Here is a 15,998-nt window from a genome sequence, read left to right on the forward strand (position 1 = left end):
TGCCTTCCTGGGGTTCGATGGAACCCAGGCCCTGGGCGGTCATGAGCGCCCGGTAGCCTGGATCGGCCACCACCCCCACGGAACCCCAATAACCCCAGTTGATGACCTTGACCGGGCAGCCGCCGCGCTGCCTGAGTTGGGCTGCCAAGGCATCGGTAAAGGCGCAGCCGGCGGCGTAGTTGCTCTGACCGGCAGCGCGGCTGAAGGCGATCATGGATGAGAAAAACAGCACGAAATCCAGCGCCGGGTTGTCCGCCGCGGCACAGACCTGCGCCAGGGCGCTGCTGCTCAAGCGCTTGGCATCGAACACCGCGCTGAACTGCGCTTCGTCCATCTGCGCCAGACGTCCATCGTCCAGTACCAGGGCCGAATGCACCCAGCCATTGATCGGCCCGCAGGCCTCGAGCACATGCTGCCGGGCCTGGGTCAATTGCCCGATGTCCGTGGCGTCGGCCTGGATGTACAGCGGCGGCGCGGCGTTGTGTTGCCGGGCCAACCGTGCCAGTTGCTCCAATGAGTGCTTGATCCTGTCGTCAGCGGTGCGGCGGCCGAGCCAGACCACCCGGGCCCGCCAATGGCTGATCAGATGCCGGGTCCACACTTGGCCAATGCCTCCGGCGCCGCCGATCACCACATACACGCCACCTTCGCGGTACTGCACGGCGTCCGCTTCGGCCGGCTCGCGCTCGGCCAGTGGCAGCAAGCGTTGGCAGAACCATTCGCCGTCACGCCAGGCCAGGCATTCCCCGGCCACTTCAGGCTCGGGCAGCGTCTGTGGCAGTGCCTGGCCGTGGGCCGGCAGGTCCATCAGTTCCACCCGCCACAGCGTTTGCTCCTTGGCCAGGGACCCGGCCAGCCCGTGGCAGGCGGCCTGTTCCGGCGCCAGGGGTTCATCGCGGTGCACGGCAACACTGGTGTTGAAGATCAGTTGCAGCTGCAAGGCCTGTTGCGCAAACCCCGACTGCAGCAGGGCCTTGATCAAGCGGAACAGCATCAGCGTGCTCTGCTGCGCCGGAGCCAGCCAGATCAGGCGCTGGAACGGTGCACAAGCGGTCAGTTGAGCACTGAGCGCCTCAAGGGTGGACGCCTGGGTCGGCACGAACTGGATCTGTGGGTGCAACCCGGCCAGCCAGTCGCGCTGATCACTGGACGCACCAATGGCCAGCGTCGGCAAGGCTTGCATCACCTTGGCCGGGCTGTCGGCGATCAGCCATTGCGGGGCCAGCAGGCTCAAGCCCGCCGGCAGCAAGGGCTCGCTGTCCTGCGCCAGCGGCTGTCCGCGGCCATCGCGCATGGGTCGGGAACTGAAACCGCGCAGCGCCACGGCCACCTGGCCCTGGGCGTCGCACAGTTGGATGTCGATCCGCTGCACCGCGCTGCCCGGGTGGCGCCTGTCGAGGCTGATCAGTGCCCACATCTGCGCTTGGCACCGGGCAAACACCTGCACTTGCTCAAGGGCGAAAGGCAGCAGCGTCTGGCCTGTGCCCTGGTGGTCTTGCAACAGACCGATGGAGGCCTGGACCGCCGAATCGAGCATGCCCGGATGCAACACCCAATCCCCCGCAAAACCGTCTGCCGCCAGCTCCAGGCGGGCCAGCACCCTGCCCTCGCCCAGCCACAGCTGGGACACACCGCGATGGCCAGGGCCGTAGTCAATGCCCATCGCCGCAAACAGCGGATACAGCTCGTGCGCTTCCAGGCTGCGCTGCCAGGGCGCAGCGCACAGCGTGGCCAGATCCAGCGCCGGCACCTCGGCTGCGGCAATCACCTGGGCACTGCCCTTGCAGTGTTCAAGCACCCCGCCCTCGGCGTCCGAGTAAATCCTGAAGTCGATCTTGTGCTGCTCCAGGGTCAGTGCGACATGCAGCTCGCTGTGCTCCGGTGTCGGCGTATAGGGCGTCAGCCAGACGACGTTGTTCAATTGCAGCGTGCCGCTTTGCGCTGCCTGCCGATCCAGCGAGCGCACCACGGCGGCCCGGGCCATTTCCAGATAGCCGACGCCGGGCATGGTGTTGCACTGGTTGACCCGATGGTCGACGAACCAGCCCTCGTCGCCCTGCCAGCGGCTGCTGAAACGCTGCTGATAGAAGTCCGAGGTGTTGCGCTCAAGCATCGGGTGCAGCCACGCCGCCGGCGCCCCAAGGCCAGGCACTGCAGCGCCGGCCAGGTCTGTGACCCAGTGGCGCTCCTGGGCGAAGGGATAGCCCGGCAGGCTCAGGCGCCGCAGTGGGCGATTGCCAGGATAGAGCTGACGCCAGTCGATCTGCAGGCCCTGCACCCAGAGCTCCAGCAACTTGGGGTACTTGCGTTTGTCGATCCAGGCCGCCAGTGCACCAGCCATGTCCTCGTCCTGGCGAAACAGTGCCAGCGCCGGGTTGTCGCTCTCGGATACGCCGCGATACACGGCTTTGCCGGTCGCCGCAAAGTCATCGAGCTGGCGTTGCAGATCGCTCAGGGAATCGCTCAACAGCGCCACCCGCTCCTGCATCGCGTCGCGGCCCACTTGCAGGGTATAAGCCAGATCATCGAGGTAGGCCTGGCTTTCGAGCGGGTCCTGAGGCGCTCGTGCGGCGATGAACGCCGCCAGGCGACGGGCCGCCTCACGCAGCCGCTCCGGGGTTCTGGCCGACAGCACAAACGCCCGCGCGCCGGTTGCCAGCAGCGGGCGATCCACCTGCGGTGCGCGGTACTCCTCCAGCAGGACATGGGCATTGGCACCGCCAAAACCGAAGGAGCTGACCCCCGCCCGCCGCGGCAGTTGGTTGCCCTGGCGGTCCTGGATGGCCGCCCATGGACGATTGTGCTGCACCACGTAAAACGGGCTGTTGTCGAGTTCGATGTAAGGGTTGAGCTGTTCACAATGCAGGCTCTTGAACAGGGTCTTGTGCTTGAGTTGCAACAGCACCTTGATCACCCCGGCGATCCCGGCCGCCAGCTCCAGGTGCCCCATGTTCGACTTCACCGAGCCTACGCCGCAGTAGCCCTGCGCCAACGCCTCGTTGCCCAGCTCTTGGTTGAGTTCGCGGAAGGCCATTTTCAGGCCGTTGATTTCAATCGGGTCGCCCAACTCGGTGCCGGTGCCATGGGCCTCGATGTAGCCGACGCTGCGCGGATCAACGCCGGCCTTGCGGTAGGCCGACTTCAACAGCTCGGCCTGGGCCCGCGGGTTGGGCGCCGTCAGTGAGTTGGCCTTGCCGCCGTGGTTTTCCGCGGTGCTGCGGATCAGCGCGTAGATATTGTCGCCATCGGCCTCGGCCTGGGCCCGTTTTTTCAGCACGATCATCCCCACGCCTTCGCCACGGGCATAGCCGTTGGCCTGGGCCGAAAAGGTCTTGCTGCGCCCGTCCAGGGCCAACATCCCGGCCTTGCTGAAGCTGATTTGCGCCTCGGGGGCGATCAGGGTATTGACCCCACCGACCACCGCCATGGCGCAGTCGCCGCTGTGGATCGCCTGAACGGCGCGGTGGATCGCCACCAGGGACGAGGAACAGGCGGTTTCCACGGGCTCGCTGGGGCCGTGAAAATCCAGCAGGAAGCTCATGCGGTTGGGGCCGACCGAAGGCACCATCGCCGTGGCGCTGTAGCCCTCCACCGGTATCCCGGCCTTGGCGATCAGGCTGCTGTAGCCGGTCACGCCGGTGCCGACGAAGATCCCGGTGTCACTGCCCGCCAGATCGGCGCTGGCGTAGCCCGCGTCTTCAATGGCCAGCCAGACATAGGTCATCAGCAGCCGCTGCTGCGGGTCCATCAACTGCGCTTCCCGTGGCGAAATGGCGAAGAACAGCGGGTCGAAGTGATCGACGCCGTGGATGAAACCGCCCCACTTGACGTTGGTCTTGTCGACTTCGCGATGGGGATCGCCGTAGTACTCGCGCCAGTCCCAACGGTTGGCGGGAATCTCGCTGATGCAGTCGCGCCCGTCCTTGAGGTTATGGAAAAACTGCTCGACGTCCTCGGCCATGGGAAAGCGGCCACTGATACCGATCACCGCGATCTCGTCATCGATGCGGTTTGCCGGTGGCGTTTGCCTGACTCCGCTGACGCCGTCCCCTGGCCCCGGGGCCGCCGTTGGCAGCGCTTGCTGCCGGGGCTGGGCCGCGGCGGCTGGCGCTGCGCTGGCCTGCGGCGCGAATCGTGGGGCCAGCGCCGCCTGGTGCTCGCGCTCCAGGTACGCGCTGAAACGACCGACTGTGGCGTGTTCAAAAAAGATCGTCGGCGCCAGGTTGAGTCGCCATTGCTGTTTCAGGGTATTGGCCAGGGTGGTCAGGCTGATCGAGTCGAAGCCGTATTGACTGAACTCGACATCCAGACGGATATCGCCAGCGGGAATCTTCATCTGCGCCGACACCTGTTCGATCAGCGCCCGCTGCAAGGCTTCAGTCAGCGGCGCCGCCTGCTGCGCTGCAGCCGACAACGATGCCGACTGCGCTGAGAGCGCTTGTGGCTGCGGCTCCGGCAGTGCCGCGGCGGTGGCCGCGTTGACCAGCGCGGTCATCGGCTCGCGCCGTCCGTGCATCACCAGCACCTGGGGCAAGGCCAGCGCCACGCATTGGCGCAAGGCATGAATCCCGGCGTTGCTCGGCATGGCCACCATGCCGGTGCTTTGGGCCATGTGCTGCGCGGTGGCGGCATCGACCTGCATGCCGCCGTCTTTCCACAGCGGCCAGTTGATCGCCAGGCTCTGGCCCTGGCGCAGGCCCTGGGCGGTGAGCTGTTGGCGGTACGCGGCGTAGTGATCGACAAAGGCGTTGGCGGCCGCGTAGTCCGCCTGGCCGACGTTGCCGACGACACCGGTTCCGGAAGAAAAGCAGATCCAGAAATCCAGCGCCAGCCCAGCGGTGGCAAGGTCCAGGTTGCGGCTGCCGGCGACCTTGGCCGCCAGCACCTGGCGCAGTTCGTCATCCTGCTTGTTGATCAGCAGGCTGTCGCGGATCACCCCGGCGCAATGCAGCACGCCGTCGAGGCCGTGGTGCTCGGCGACAATCCCGTCGATCAACCGCTGTACCGCCTGGGCGTCGCTGACATCCAGCGACTGGTAGTAAACCCGGTTGCGGCCCGCATCAATCCCGGCCAAGCCGTTTGCGGCCAATGCCGAGCGGCCGGTGAGAATCAGGGTGGCGTCACTGACACGGGCAGCGATGGCCTGAGTAAACAGCCGGCCGAGGCCGCCGAGGCCACCGGTAATCAGGTACACCCCGCGGTCCTTCCACGGTGCGTCGATCGCCAGGTCGACCGGCGGGCACGGCCGCCAGCACTGAACCTGGCGCCGGCCTTCCCGGTAGCGGATGGCGACATCGCCGGCGGCGATATTTTCCGCCAGCCCTTGTGCCAGTGACGATGGTTGATCCAGCTCGATCAGCTGGCCGCGCACCTGCGGCGCCTCCAGCTGCAAGCTGCGCAGCATCGCCGCCAGCCCGCCGCTCATCCGCTCGCCGCGCGGGTTATGCACCGCCAGCTGGAGCAGGCGGCGTCCGCCACCGCCGGCCAGCAGCCCGCGGATCTGCTGCAACAGCGCCAGGGCCAGCTGTTGATAGTCCACCGCGCAGTCCTGATCGGGAGCCTCCAGCACTGTGCACTGGCAAGCGCCGTCCTGGGCGCTCAGTTGCTGCTGCACCTGGGCGGCCAACTGCGGATCAAAGCCACTGAGCAGGATCAGGCGCTGGCCAAGGATCGGCGCGGGCAGCGTCGGAGCCGCCTGCTCCAGCCATTGGGGCTGGAACAACAGGGTTTCCAGCAACTCAGGCTCGGCGCCTGGTGCTTCGCTCGGGGCGCTCAGCACCCGTGAAGTAAAGCCCTGCATCAAGACGCAGAGCGTGCCTTGGGCATCGAACAGCTCAATGTTCAAACGCTGCAAACCGCTATCGGCCTGCTGATCGTCGCGGCGCTCGGCGTAGCTGACCCGAGCCCACATCCGTTCGCTGCAGCGTTGCAGAATCTGCAAGCCTTCCAGGGCAAACGGCAGGGTTGGTCGGGTCAACGGCGGCAAATGCTGCCGCTGGTCCTCACTCAGCACCACGTCGGCCCCCAGACTCAGGGCGATGGCCGCTTGCAGCGCCGAGTCCATGAGCGACGGATGCAGCACATAGTCCTCAAAACCATCGCGCTGACAGGCGGGCAATCGCAGTTGTGCCAGCACTTCACCCTGCCCGAGGTGCACCGACTCCAGGCCCTGATAGGCCGGGCCGTGGGCAAAGCTCATGGCCCGGTAGGCCTCGTAACACTGCTCGGCGCTCAACTGGCCGCCGTTCATCCGCGCCTTGAGCGCCGCCAGATCCAGCTGCCGGGCTGGCGGCGAGGTGAAAGCGGCCAGGCCCTGGCTGTGCAGCAACGCCTCTGCAGTGGCTTGTCCGGTGAGCGGATCGAGTTCGCGGCTGGAGATCTCGAAGCGGATTGCCCCGTCCTCATCCTGGATCAGTTCGATATCCACCTGGCGCGGCTGGGCGCCGACGATCAAGGGCCGCAGCCACACCACCTGAGTCAGGGTTGGCTGTTGCCCTGGCGTGGCCATTGCCACCGCCGCCCGGGCCATTTCCAGATGGGCGACACCGGGGAAAATCCGTTGCCCGCCCACCACGTGCTGCTTGAGGAAAAACTCCTCGCCATCAAAGCGGCTGGTAAAGCGCTGACGCTGCAGGTCCGAGGTGTTGCGCGCCAGGAATGGATGCAACTGGCGCGAGTCGCAAGAGCCTTCGGCGCTGACCGTGCCCGCCGCCGCGCCCCGTTGCGCCGGCGCTATCCAGAAGTTCTGCCGGGCAAAGGGATAGACCGGCACGTGCACTCGGCGGGCGTCGCCCCGGTGTTGGCGATTGAAGCGGTCCCAGTCGAGCTTGCCTCCCGCGGCCCAGGCATGAGCCAGGGTTTGCAGGCGCTGTGGCTCGGCGCTGCCCGGCAGCTCGATGTCGCCCCCCTCTGCGGTGTCGATCTGCCCGCAATAGACGTCGCGGGAGGCGTGGCCGTCCAGCCAGTCATTGAGTTGCTGGCGCAGTTGCTCCTTGTCCGAGCAGAGGATGATCAAGCGATGGGCCTGGGCCTGCCGCCCGGTTTGCAAGGTGTACGCCAGATCCACCAGGCGCAGCGCCGGATCTCGCAGGGCCTGGCGCACACGCCGGGCATAGCGCTTGAGGCTGTCGGCGGTGCGTGCCGACAACGGCAGCAGGCACAGGCGTGGCTCGTGGCTGAGCGGCGCGGCCGCAGGCATAGGGGCTTGTCGGATGACCATGTGCACGTTGGTGCCGCTGTGGCCAAAGGAGTTGAGCGCCGCCATTTTCGGCGCCTCGGCCAGCCATTCCCGGGGCTCGGGGTGGATATGGAACGCCGAGCCCGCCAGTTCGATCCGCGGGTTGAGCTGCTGGAAATTCAGCAGCCCCGGCAACTGGCCATGCTTCATCGACAGCAGGATCTTGATCAGGCTGACCACCCCGGCCGCCGCCGACGCATGGCCGATGTGCGCCTTGGCGCTGCCCAGGGCGCAATAGCCGGTGTCGGTGGTGAACTGACGGAACGCCCGGACCAGGGCATTGACCTCCACCGGATCACCCAGGGGCGTGCCGGTGCCATGGGCCTCGACGTAGCTGATCTGCCGGGGATCGATGGCAAAACGCCGATACAGCTCGCTGATCAAGCGCTCCTGGGCCTGGCCACTGGGGGCGGTTATGCCGTTGCTGGCACCGTCCTGGTTCATTCCCGAGGCGCAAATCACCCCGTAGATCGGGTCGCCATCGGCCAGGGCCTGGGAAAGACGCTTGAGGGTCACCATGCCCACCGCCTCGGACAGCACAATGCCGTCGCTGCGCTGATCGAAGGTATGGCAGCGCCCGGTGGGCGAAAGCATGTCCATTTGCGCCAGGCTGATCAGCCCGGGTTCGCCCAGGGTGGCGAAGACCCCTCCGGCCAGGGCCAGATCGGCTTGCTGGTTGCGCAGGCTTTCACAGGCCAGGTGGATGGCCGTGGCCGAGGATGAGCAACCGGTGTTGACCACCAGCGCCGGCCCCTTGAAATCCAGGAAGTAGGACAGCCGCGAGGCAATGATCGCGTCGGAGGCGCCGATGAAGGTTTCGTGGAAATAGCCGGTCGGCTCCGCCCCGACAAAGATGCCCACCGCCTGGTCGCGAAAGTTTTTCGGGTTGTAGCCGGCGTCTTCCAGGGCCTTCCAGCTCTCCTGCAGGATCAGCCGCTGATGGGGGTTCATCGACTCCGCATCCCGGGGCGAGATGTTGAAGAACAGCGGATCGAAGTCATCGCGCTCGGCCAGCACACCGCCCCATTTGCAGTAGGTCTTGCCGGGCTGGCGCTCGGCCGAATAGCTGCGTTGCAGGTCCAGGTAACGCTCGCCCAACTCGACCACGCCATCGGCGCCGGTGCTCAGGTTGTGCCAGAAGCGTTCGACGTTCTCGGCGCCGGGAAACTGCCCCGACATGCCGATCACGGCAATGTCGTCGTGCAGCTGCGGCGGCACCGCCGGAGGTGTTTCGGCGCGGGCCTCGGTGCTGGTTTCGGCGCTGGCCTTGAGCTGTTGCAGCAGTTGCCGGGCCTGTTCAGCGCTGATCTGGCGCTGTTGCAGCCGGGCGATGATGGAGTGAAATGCTTGGCTGCTCATGATTGTCCTTTACCGGCCGTAGCCTGGGCTGCGTCGTGGTGTGCGCTAGTGCTGTGGTTGACGAGTTGCAGCAATTCATCGATGGCCAGTTCACCGCAGAGAAAGGCCGCTTCCAGTTGCCCCACCGATGGCGCCGGTTCGGTTGCCGCCGCTGGCGCGGCATCACCGCCCAAGGCCGCGCACTGCGCCGGGTATTGAGCGAGCAGGTAATCCACCAGGCTCTCCAGCGATGGGTAGTCGAACAGCAAGGCGGTGTTGAGCTCGATGCCCAGGGCCGCGCCGATGTGGCTGACAAAGCTCACGCCCAGGATCGAATCGATGCCGTAGTCGGCAAACGGCTGATCCACCTGAATCCGCCCCGGTTCCAGCTGCAGGGTCTTGGCCAGGCCGTCCAGCGCCAACGCGGTCAGCGCCCCGCGGCCGCCGCCATTGGCCACAGGCGCCGATGGCAGGGGCTCGGAGGCCACAGTCGCTGCCAGTGGCCGTGTGGCAAGCGGCACAGGTTGGGGCTGGCGCTGGGGCTTTTCGTCGGGCACGAACAGCGCCGCAGTGGCCACGCCGTCGCGCTGCGCCACGACGATCTGCTGGCCAAGGCCGTGGGCGCATTGCGCCGGAAAGGCCACGCTGTGGAAACCGCTCTCGCCCAGCACCCGGGCCCAGCTCTGCGGGTACAGGGCCGGGGTGCCGGGGATGCGCAGTTCGGGGTCTTCGTACAGCCACCAGCCCTTGAGCAAGCCGAACGTCAGGTGAGCGAACAGCGACCGGTCACTGATTTCATTGAGCAGCACGATGCCGTCGCGCCGCAGCAATGCCGCGGCATGGGCCAGGGTGCGACGAATGCTGCCGGTGGCGTGCAGCACATTGGCGGCAATCACGATGTCATAGCCGCCCAGTTCCAGGCCTTGGGCCTGCGGCGGCTGTTCGACGTTCCACAGCTGATAAGTGAGGAACGGGTTGGCCGCACCGTAAGTGTTCCTGGCGTACATCAGGAACGCCTGGGAGATGTCGCTGTAGCAATATTCGGCCATCCGTTCGCGCCAGGGCTGCAGCGCCGGCAGCACGATGGAACTGGTGCCGCCGGTGCCCGCACCGATTTCCAGAATGCGGATCTGCCGTTGCGGTTCACGGATCGACAGCCCCTCCAGGTGCTGTTGCACCACCCCGGCGACCACTTGGTTGAAGTAGTCGGACAAGGCGTTGTGACGATAAACCCCTTCGACTTTGTGCATCGAACCCTGGGGGAACATCACGTCGGTGGCCTGGGTCCGTGCGCCGAGTATCGCCGGCAGCTGTTGCAGGCAAGCATCGACCAGCTCCACCTGGGCCTTGCGTTGTGGCTCGGCGAGCAACTGATCCCTGAGCTGGCACCAGTGCTGTTCCAGTGCCTGCAGATCCACCGGCGCGGCCAGTGCGACCTGCGTGCCACGGCGTTCCAGCAGTCCCTGCTGTTGCAGCATTTCCAGGCTGGTGGCCCACCAGCGAGCGTACTGCTCGCCGATACCGGCCTGGCGCCGCAGCCCGTCACTGTCGGCGAACTGCCCCGGCTGGCTGAACAGGCCCATGCGGCACAGTTGCACCAGGGTCATGGCCGCCATGGCACGGTCAAACGGCGCCGGGTCATGGGCCGCAAGCAACGGCGCCGCCGCCTGGCGATAACGCTCGCAGCCGTCGTCCGCCGCGTGCCCGGCGCTCTGGCCCAGGACGATGGGCTCAGGTTGCAACTGCATCAACTGCTGGACCGGCGCCGAGGCGGCCATGCACAGCAGCTGATCGAGCTGGCCCTGGCTCAGGGCATCGATAAAGCGGGCAAAGCACTCGAAACCCTCGCGGTCCTGCAGAGCCCCGGCGTGGCGGCTCATGGGTTGCGCCGTCGGGTCCGCTGCCTGTTGTTCGGTCAGCGATGACAGCCAAAACCCCCAATTGATCGCCCCTACCGGGAACGCCGCCTGCTGTCGCAGGCTGCGCACCAGGGTGTCGCCGAAGGTGATGCCCGCGGCATAGGCGCCCAGCCGCGCCGCACCCGAGAAGGCAAAGCTCTGCCCGGAGGAGAAGTAGCACATGAAATCCAGCGGTTCATCGGCCAGAGCCCGGTAGAACTCGATGCCGCCCCGGCTTTTCACCTGCAGGATGGCGTCGAACTGCGCCTCGGGGATGCGGGTGATCGGGTCTTCATGGTTGAACACCACGGCGGAGAAAATCGCGCCGTTGATCGCCCCATGGTGCTGTTTGATCCAGGCCACGGCCCGTTGCAGCGAGGCCGGATCGTTGGCGTCGGCTTGCAGGTAGTGCAACTGCGACGGCTGCACGCTGCCCTGAACCCGTTGCACACAGCTGGCGAGCCGCTGCTGCACCTTGGGGTCATCGGCGCTGCTGCGGCCGAGCCAGATGACCCGGGCCTGATAATCGGCCAGCAGATAGCGACTGATAATGCTGCCCACCGTGCCGCTGCCGCCGAGAATCACATAGACGCCCCCCTGCTTGAGCGCCGGGGTGACAAAACCGCCGTCGACTGCCGAGGGTTGCGCTTGCCAGCTCAACGTGAAAAGGCGCTGGCGATAGGCCACGCCGTCCCGCAGGGCCAACACCTCTCCCCGAGCCAACCCGGCCTCACTCTGCAACTGGCGCAACAAGCGCGGGCGGCGTCGGCTGTCGGCCAGCTCGCGGCTGGCGACATCCAGGTTGCGCACCCGGAACCGGTGTTCGCCCTGGGCAATCGCATAGGCCATGCCCGTCAGGCCGCCTCCCATGGCACTCACCGCCTCGCCACTGATGTCGAAGTTGTCCTGACTGATGATGTAACTGTCGATGGCCTGGCAAGGGCTGTGCTGCTTGAGCCATTTGATCAAGCGCAGCAGCAGGATTTCGTGGTTCTGCGGGCTGTCGAGCTGCGCTTGCCAGTCGGCGGCCGCGGCGTGGCCAGCGAAGAAATACAGGCAATCGATGGCCGGCACCGCGCCCAGGCATTGCTCCAGCGCTTGCGGATCAGTGGCATCCAGCGCCCAGTGATCCGCTGCCAGACAGGCCGTTTGCCTGCCCGGTTCCAGGCGTATCACCCGGCCGGCGCCGGTGGCAAAACCGGCGCTGAGCAGGTAGTTCGCGGTGATCGCCTCCGCCACCGGCCGCAGCGCAGCCTCGGCGACTATCAGCACGCAGCGCTGTTGCACAGGCACGGGCTCGACGCTCGACGCTTCAGCGCCCTGCCCCACGGCTTGCCAGCGCGCCAGGTAGCTCAAGCCATCACTGGCTGCGGCAGCCGGCGCTGGGGCCGCTGGCGTTTGCGTGACCGCGCCGGCCCCAGGCTGCACAGCCGGCAACCAGTACCTTTCCCGGGCAAAGGGGTAGACCGGCGCACTGATCCGGTACGGCAGCGCGCCGCTGCGCCGGGCCTGCAGCAGCGACCAGTCGATGACCGCGCCCTTGACCCACGACTGCAGCAACTGGTGCAACTGGCCGTTCTCGACCCACTGGCTGACCTGCATGGCCTGTTCGGCATCGGCCTGGGCCGCCGGGCGCTTGCCCTGCAGGTCGCCGCGATGAAAATCGGCATCCGCCGTGGTGTCGTGGTCGATAAAGCGACGCAGCCGGGTCGCCAGCGTGGCGACACCATCAACGATCAGTCCAAGCCGCGCCGCCATCATTTCCCGACCCTGCTGCAGGGTGTACGCCAGGTTTGCCAGGTCGGCACCCGACAGCCCCGGACGTGCCTCTATATAGGCCAGCAGGGCCTGGGCGTAGTCCCGCAGGCGGTCCGCGTCGCGGGCGGAAAGCAGGATCACTTCGGCGTCACTGGCGTGCGGCATCGGCCGGTATTCGTCGTGTTCCTGGAGCAGCACATGGGCGTTGGCGCCGCCAGCACCAAAGGATGAGACCCCGGCGATCCGCGGTCCGGCGTTGGCCGGTTGCCAATCGTCCAGGGTCTGCTGCAGGTAAAACGGGGTGGCGTCCAGCCGCAGGTTGGGGTTGAGGGTGGCCGCGTGCAGGCTTGGCACCAATTGCCGATGCTTGAGCTGAAGAATCACCTTGCTGACCCCGGCGATACCGGCAGCAGCTTCCAGATGGCCAATGTTGGCCTTGACCGAACCCAGCGCGCAGTGGCCCAGGGCTACTTGATCAAGGGCAAAGGCCTGGGTCAGGCCGCTGACTTCAATGGGGTCGCCCAGCTCGGTGCCGGTGCCATGGGCTTCGATGTAGCTGATCTGGCTGGCGTCGAGCCCGGCCTGTTCGATGGCCAGGCGGATCACCTTGGCCTGGGCCTGGGGGTTGGGCACGGTGTAACCGTTGGTTTTACCGCCATGATTGACCGCCACGGCGCGGATCACCCCGTGGATGTTGTCGCGGTCCGCCAGGGCCTGGGACAAGGGCTTGAGCAATAAGGAACCGACGCCCTCGCCCGGCACGAAGCCATTGCCGCCTTCACCGAAGCTGCGGCAGCGACCATCCTTGGAAAGCATCTGCCCGGCGCTCAACTCAACGTAATTGGAGGGGTGCAGGTACAGATTGACGCCGCCGGCAAAGGCCATGCGGCACTCGCCGCGGCGCAGGCTTTCACAGGCCCGGTGCAGCGCGGTCAACGACGACGAACACATGGTGTCCACCGGCTCGCTCGGTCCGTTGAGGTCCAGAACGTAGGAAACCCGATTGGCGGTGGAGCCGAACGAGGTGCGCGGAAAGACCAGCTGCCCCTGCTCGCGCAGTGCCGGCCCGTACAGGCCGTAACCGGTCTTGGTGATCCCGGCAAAGACCCCGACATTGCCCTGATACTTCGTCGCCAGGTCCGCCTTGGTGATCCCGGCATCTTCCAGGGACTGCCAGCAGGACTGCAGGAACAGCCGCTCCTGGGGGTCCATGTTGACCGCCTCACGGGGCGAGATGTTGAAGAACAGCGGATCGAAATCGGCAAAACCGTCGATAAAACCGCCCCATTTGCTGTAGCTGCGAGCCTGCTTCAGCGCCTCGGCGACCGAGTCCACGTAGAAGCCTTCAAGCGGCCAGCGCTGCGGCGCGATCTCGGTGATGCTGTCGCGCCCCGCCTTGAGGTTGCGCCAGTATTCGTCGAGGTTGGCGGCCTGGGGATAACGCCCGCTGATGCCGATGATGGCGATGGGTTCGGCGGCGGCCATCGCCATCGACGCGGGCACTGGGCTGGCCTGGCCAACGGCCGGCGCCGCGATTGGTGCCTCCTCGGCCAGGCCGCTCCATATCAGGCAGGCACGCTGATGTTCGGCCACCAGGTAGGCGCTCAGGGCGTTGAGGCTGTGGTATTCGAAAAACAGCGTTTTCGACAACAGGCGCTCGGCCGGACGCAGCTGCGTCATCGCCGAGAACCGCTCCTCCAGCGCCCGGTTGAGGCGAATGATCATGATCGAGTCGATGCCGTAATGCTCCAGCGGGGCGTCGCATTCGACCCGGGCCGGCGGCAGCTTGGTGACGGCACAGAACACCGCCTTGAGGCGTTCCAGAACCGCCGCCGACAGCTGCGCAGGGTCAACCGTCACCCGGGGCAAGCCAGGCGCCGGTTGTGCATCGACCGGCTCAGCGGCGCCAAAGTGACCACGAATCTGCGCCAGATCCCCTTCGATCACCAACAGCCGCGCCAGGCCGGCGCTTAGCCCCAGTTGCAACGCCTGGATGCCATGCACCGACTGCATCGGCGCCATGCCGGTCTGTTGGCGGATGTGCGCCTGATCGGCGGCACTGATCTGCATGCCGCCATCGCGCCAGAGGGGAAAGTTGAGCGACAGCGTGTGGCCGAAGCGCAGGCCCTGCTCGACGCGCAGGTTGCGCAGCTCGGCAAACTGATCGATGAACGCGTTGGCCGCGGCGTAATCGGCCTGCCCGACGCTGCCAAGCACCGCCGAACAGGATGAAAACAGCACGAAAAAGTCCAGGTACAGCCGGCGGCAGGCGCGGTCCAACAGATCGGTGCCTAGCACTTTGGCGGCAAACACCTCCACCACGTCCTGCGGGGTTTTCTGGGCGAGCAGCCGATCGCGGTTGATCCCGGCGCCGTGGAGCACGCCGTTGAGGCCTCCGTGGGCCGTGCAGATCTGTGCAATCAGCCGCTCCAGCCCTTGGGCGTCGGTCAGGTCCAGCGGCTGGTAAACCACCGCGGCGCCCAGGTCGCGAATGGCCTGCAACTGCGCCTGCTGGCGTGAATCAAGGTGCGAGCGGCCAACCAGAATCAGGGTGATATCCCGGCATTGCTCGGCAATCGTCCGGGCAAAGATCAGCCCCAGGCCACCCGCGCCGCCCGTAATCAGGTACACCCCGCGGTCTTTCCACAGGGGGCGATCGCTTGTGCGACCGGCGGCGACATCGTCCGCCAGCTCTTGCCACTGCAGTTCCTGGTGCTGGCCTTGCAGGTCCAGGCGCTGCAACACCGAGCGGGCGCGCAGGCGGCGTGCACCCAGTAGCCCAGGCAACAGGGCCAGTTGCGCGGCCGCCAACGGCTGCTCGTCCTCGGTCTTGACCAGCAGGCACCTGGCACTGAGGGCCGGTTGTTCCAGGCAGGCGCTTTTGAGCAGGCCTTCGAGGCCGGCGTACAGCCGGTCCTCCGGTGTTTGTTCGGCAATCATCAGCTCCAGGTGAACCCGGCCCTTGAGGGCCTGCAAACGCTGCAGCAGCGCAATCGCCAGCGCCTGATAACAGGCCGCCGGGCCGCTGTTGGCGCACGCCAGCACCTCGCCGCTGACGCCTGCGGCGGCGCTCAGGGTTTGCAACTGTGCCACTTGGACGTCGTTGAAGCCGACCCACAGCAGCAAAGACTGGCCCAGCTCAGCGCTTGCATCAGCGCCGCTACTGAGCGGCTCCTGCCACACCGGGCGCGCCAGAAACAGCCCGGTGGCAGGCGACTCCAGCCGCTGCGCCGCTGCGGGCTGGACCAGGGGGATCGGCGTCTGCTCGGCCCAGTAGCGCTCCTTGGCAAACTGGTACCCCGGCAGATGAATCCGCCGGGCCGAACCGGCCGGCCACAGGGCCGCCCAGTCAATAGAGCCTCCGGCGAGCCAGTCCCGAGCCAATCGCCCGCTGTCGCCCTCGGCCATCGCCGGGGTGTCGCCCTTGGCCAGCCGGGTCAGTTGCGTGCGCAACTGGTCCAGGTCGCTGACGACCAACGCGGCCCTCACCGCCATCGGTTCCCTGGCGGTCTGCAAGGTAAAGGCAATATGGCTCAGTGGCGCTTCGCTCCTGTCCAGCCAGCGCGCCAGGGCGCGGACGTTGTCGCCCAGGCTTTCGACGGTTTTGGCCGACAGCACTATTACCCGGCTGACAACGTCTGCGGCGGTACTGGGCACAGGGGGCGGCAGGTCCGGGTATTCGGCAATCACCAGGTGTGCGTTGGTGCCGCTATGGCCAAAGGAGTTGAGCGCCGCGACCCGCCGCTGGCCGCCACTGGCTTTCCCGG

General features: G+C 66.5%; 2 protein-coding genes. Both read right to left on the minus strand.

The features are described from left to right. A partial coding sequence (locus tag BLX41_RS32765) for an SDR family NAD(P)-dependent oxidoreductase (protein ID WP_123728207.1) occupies positions 1-8,596 on the minus strand: 8,596 nt, incomplete at its 3' end. After that, on the minus strand, positions 8,593-15,998 hold a 7,406-nt coding region (locus BLX41_RS37025), incomplete at its 5' end, for an SDR family NAD(P)-dependent oxidoreductase (protein ID WP_259745509.1). The genes BLX41_RS37025 and BLX41_RS32765, both read right to left, overlap by 4 nt.

It is taken from the genome of Pseudomonas protegens, assembly GCF_003732485.1.
GTDB lineage: Bacteria > Pseudomonadota > Gammaproteobacteria > Pseudomonadales > Pseudomonadaceae > Aquipseudomonas > Aquipseudomonas protegens_B.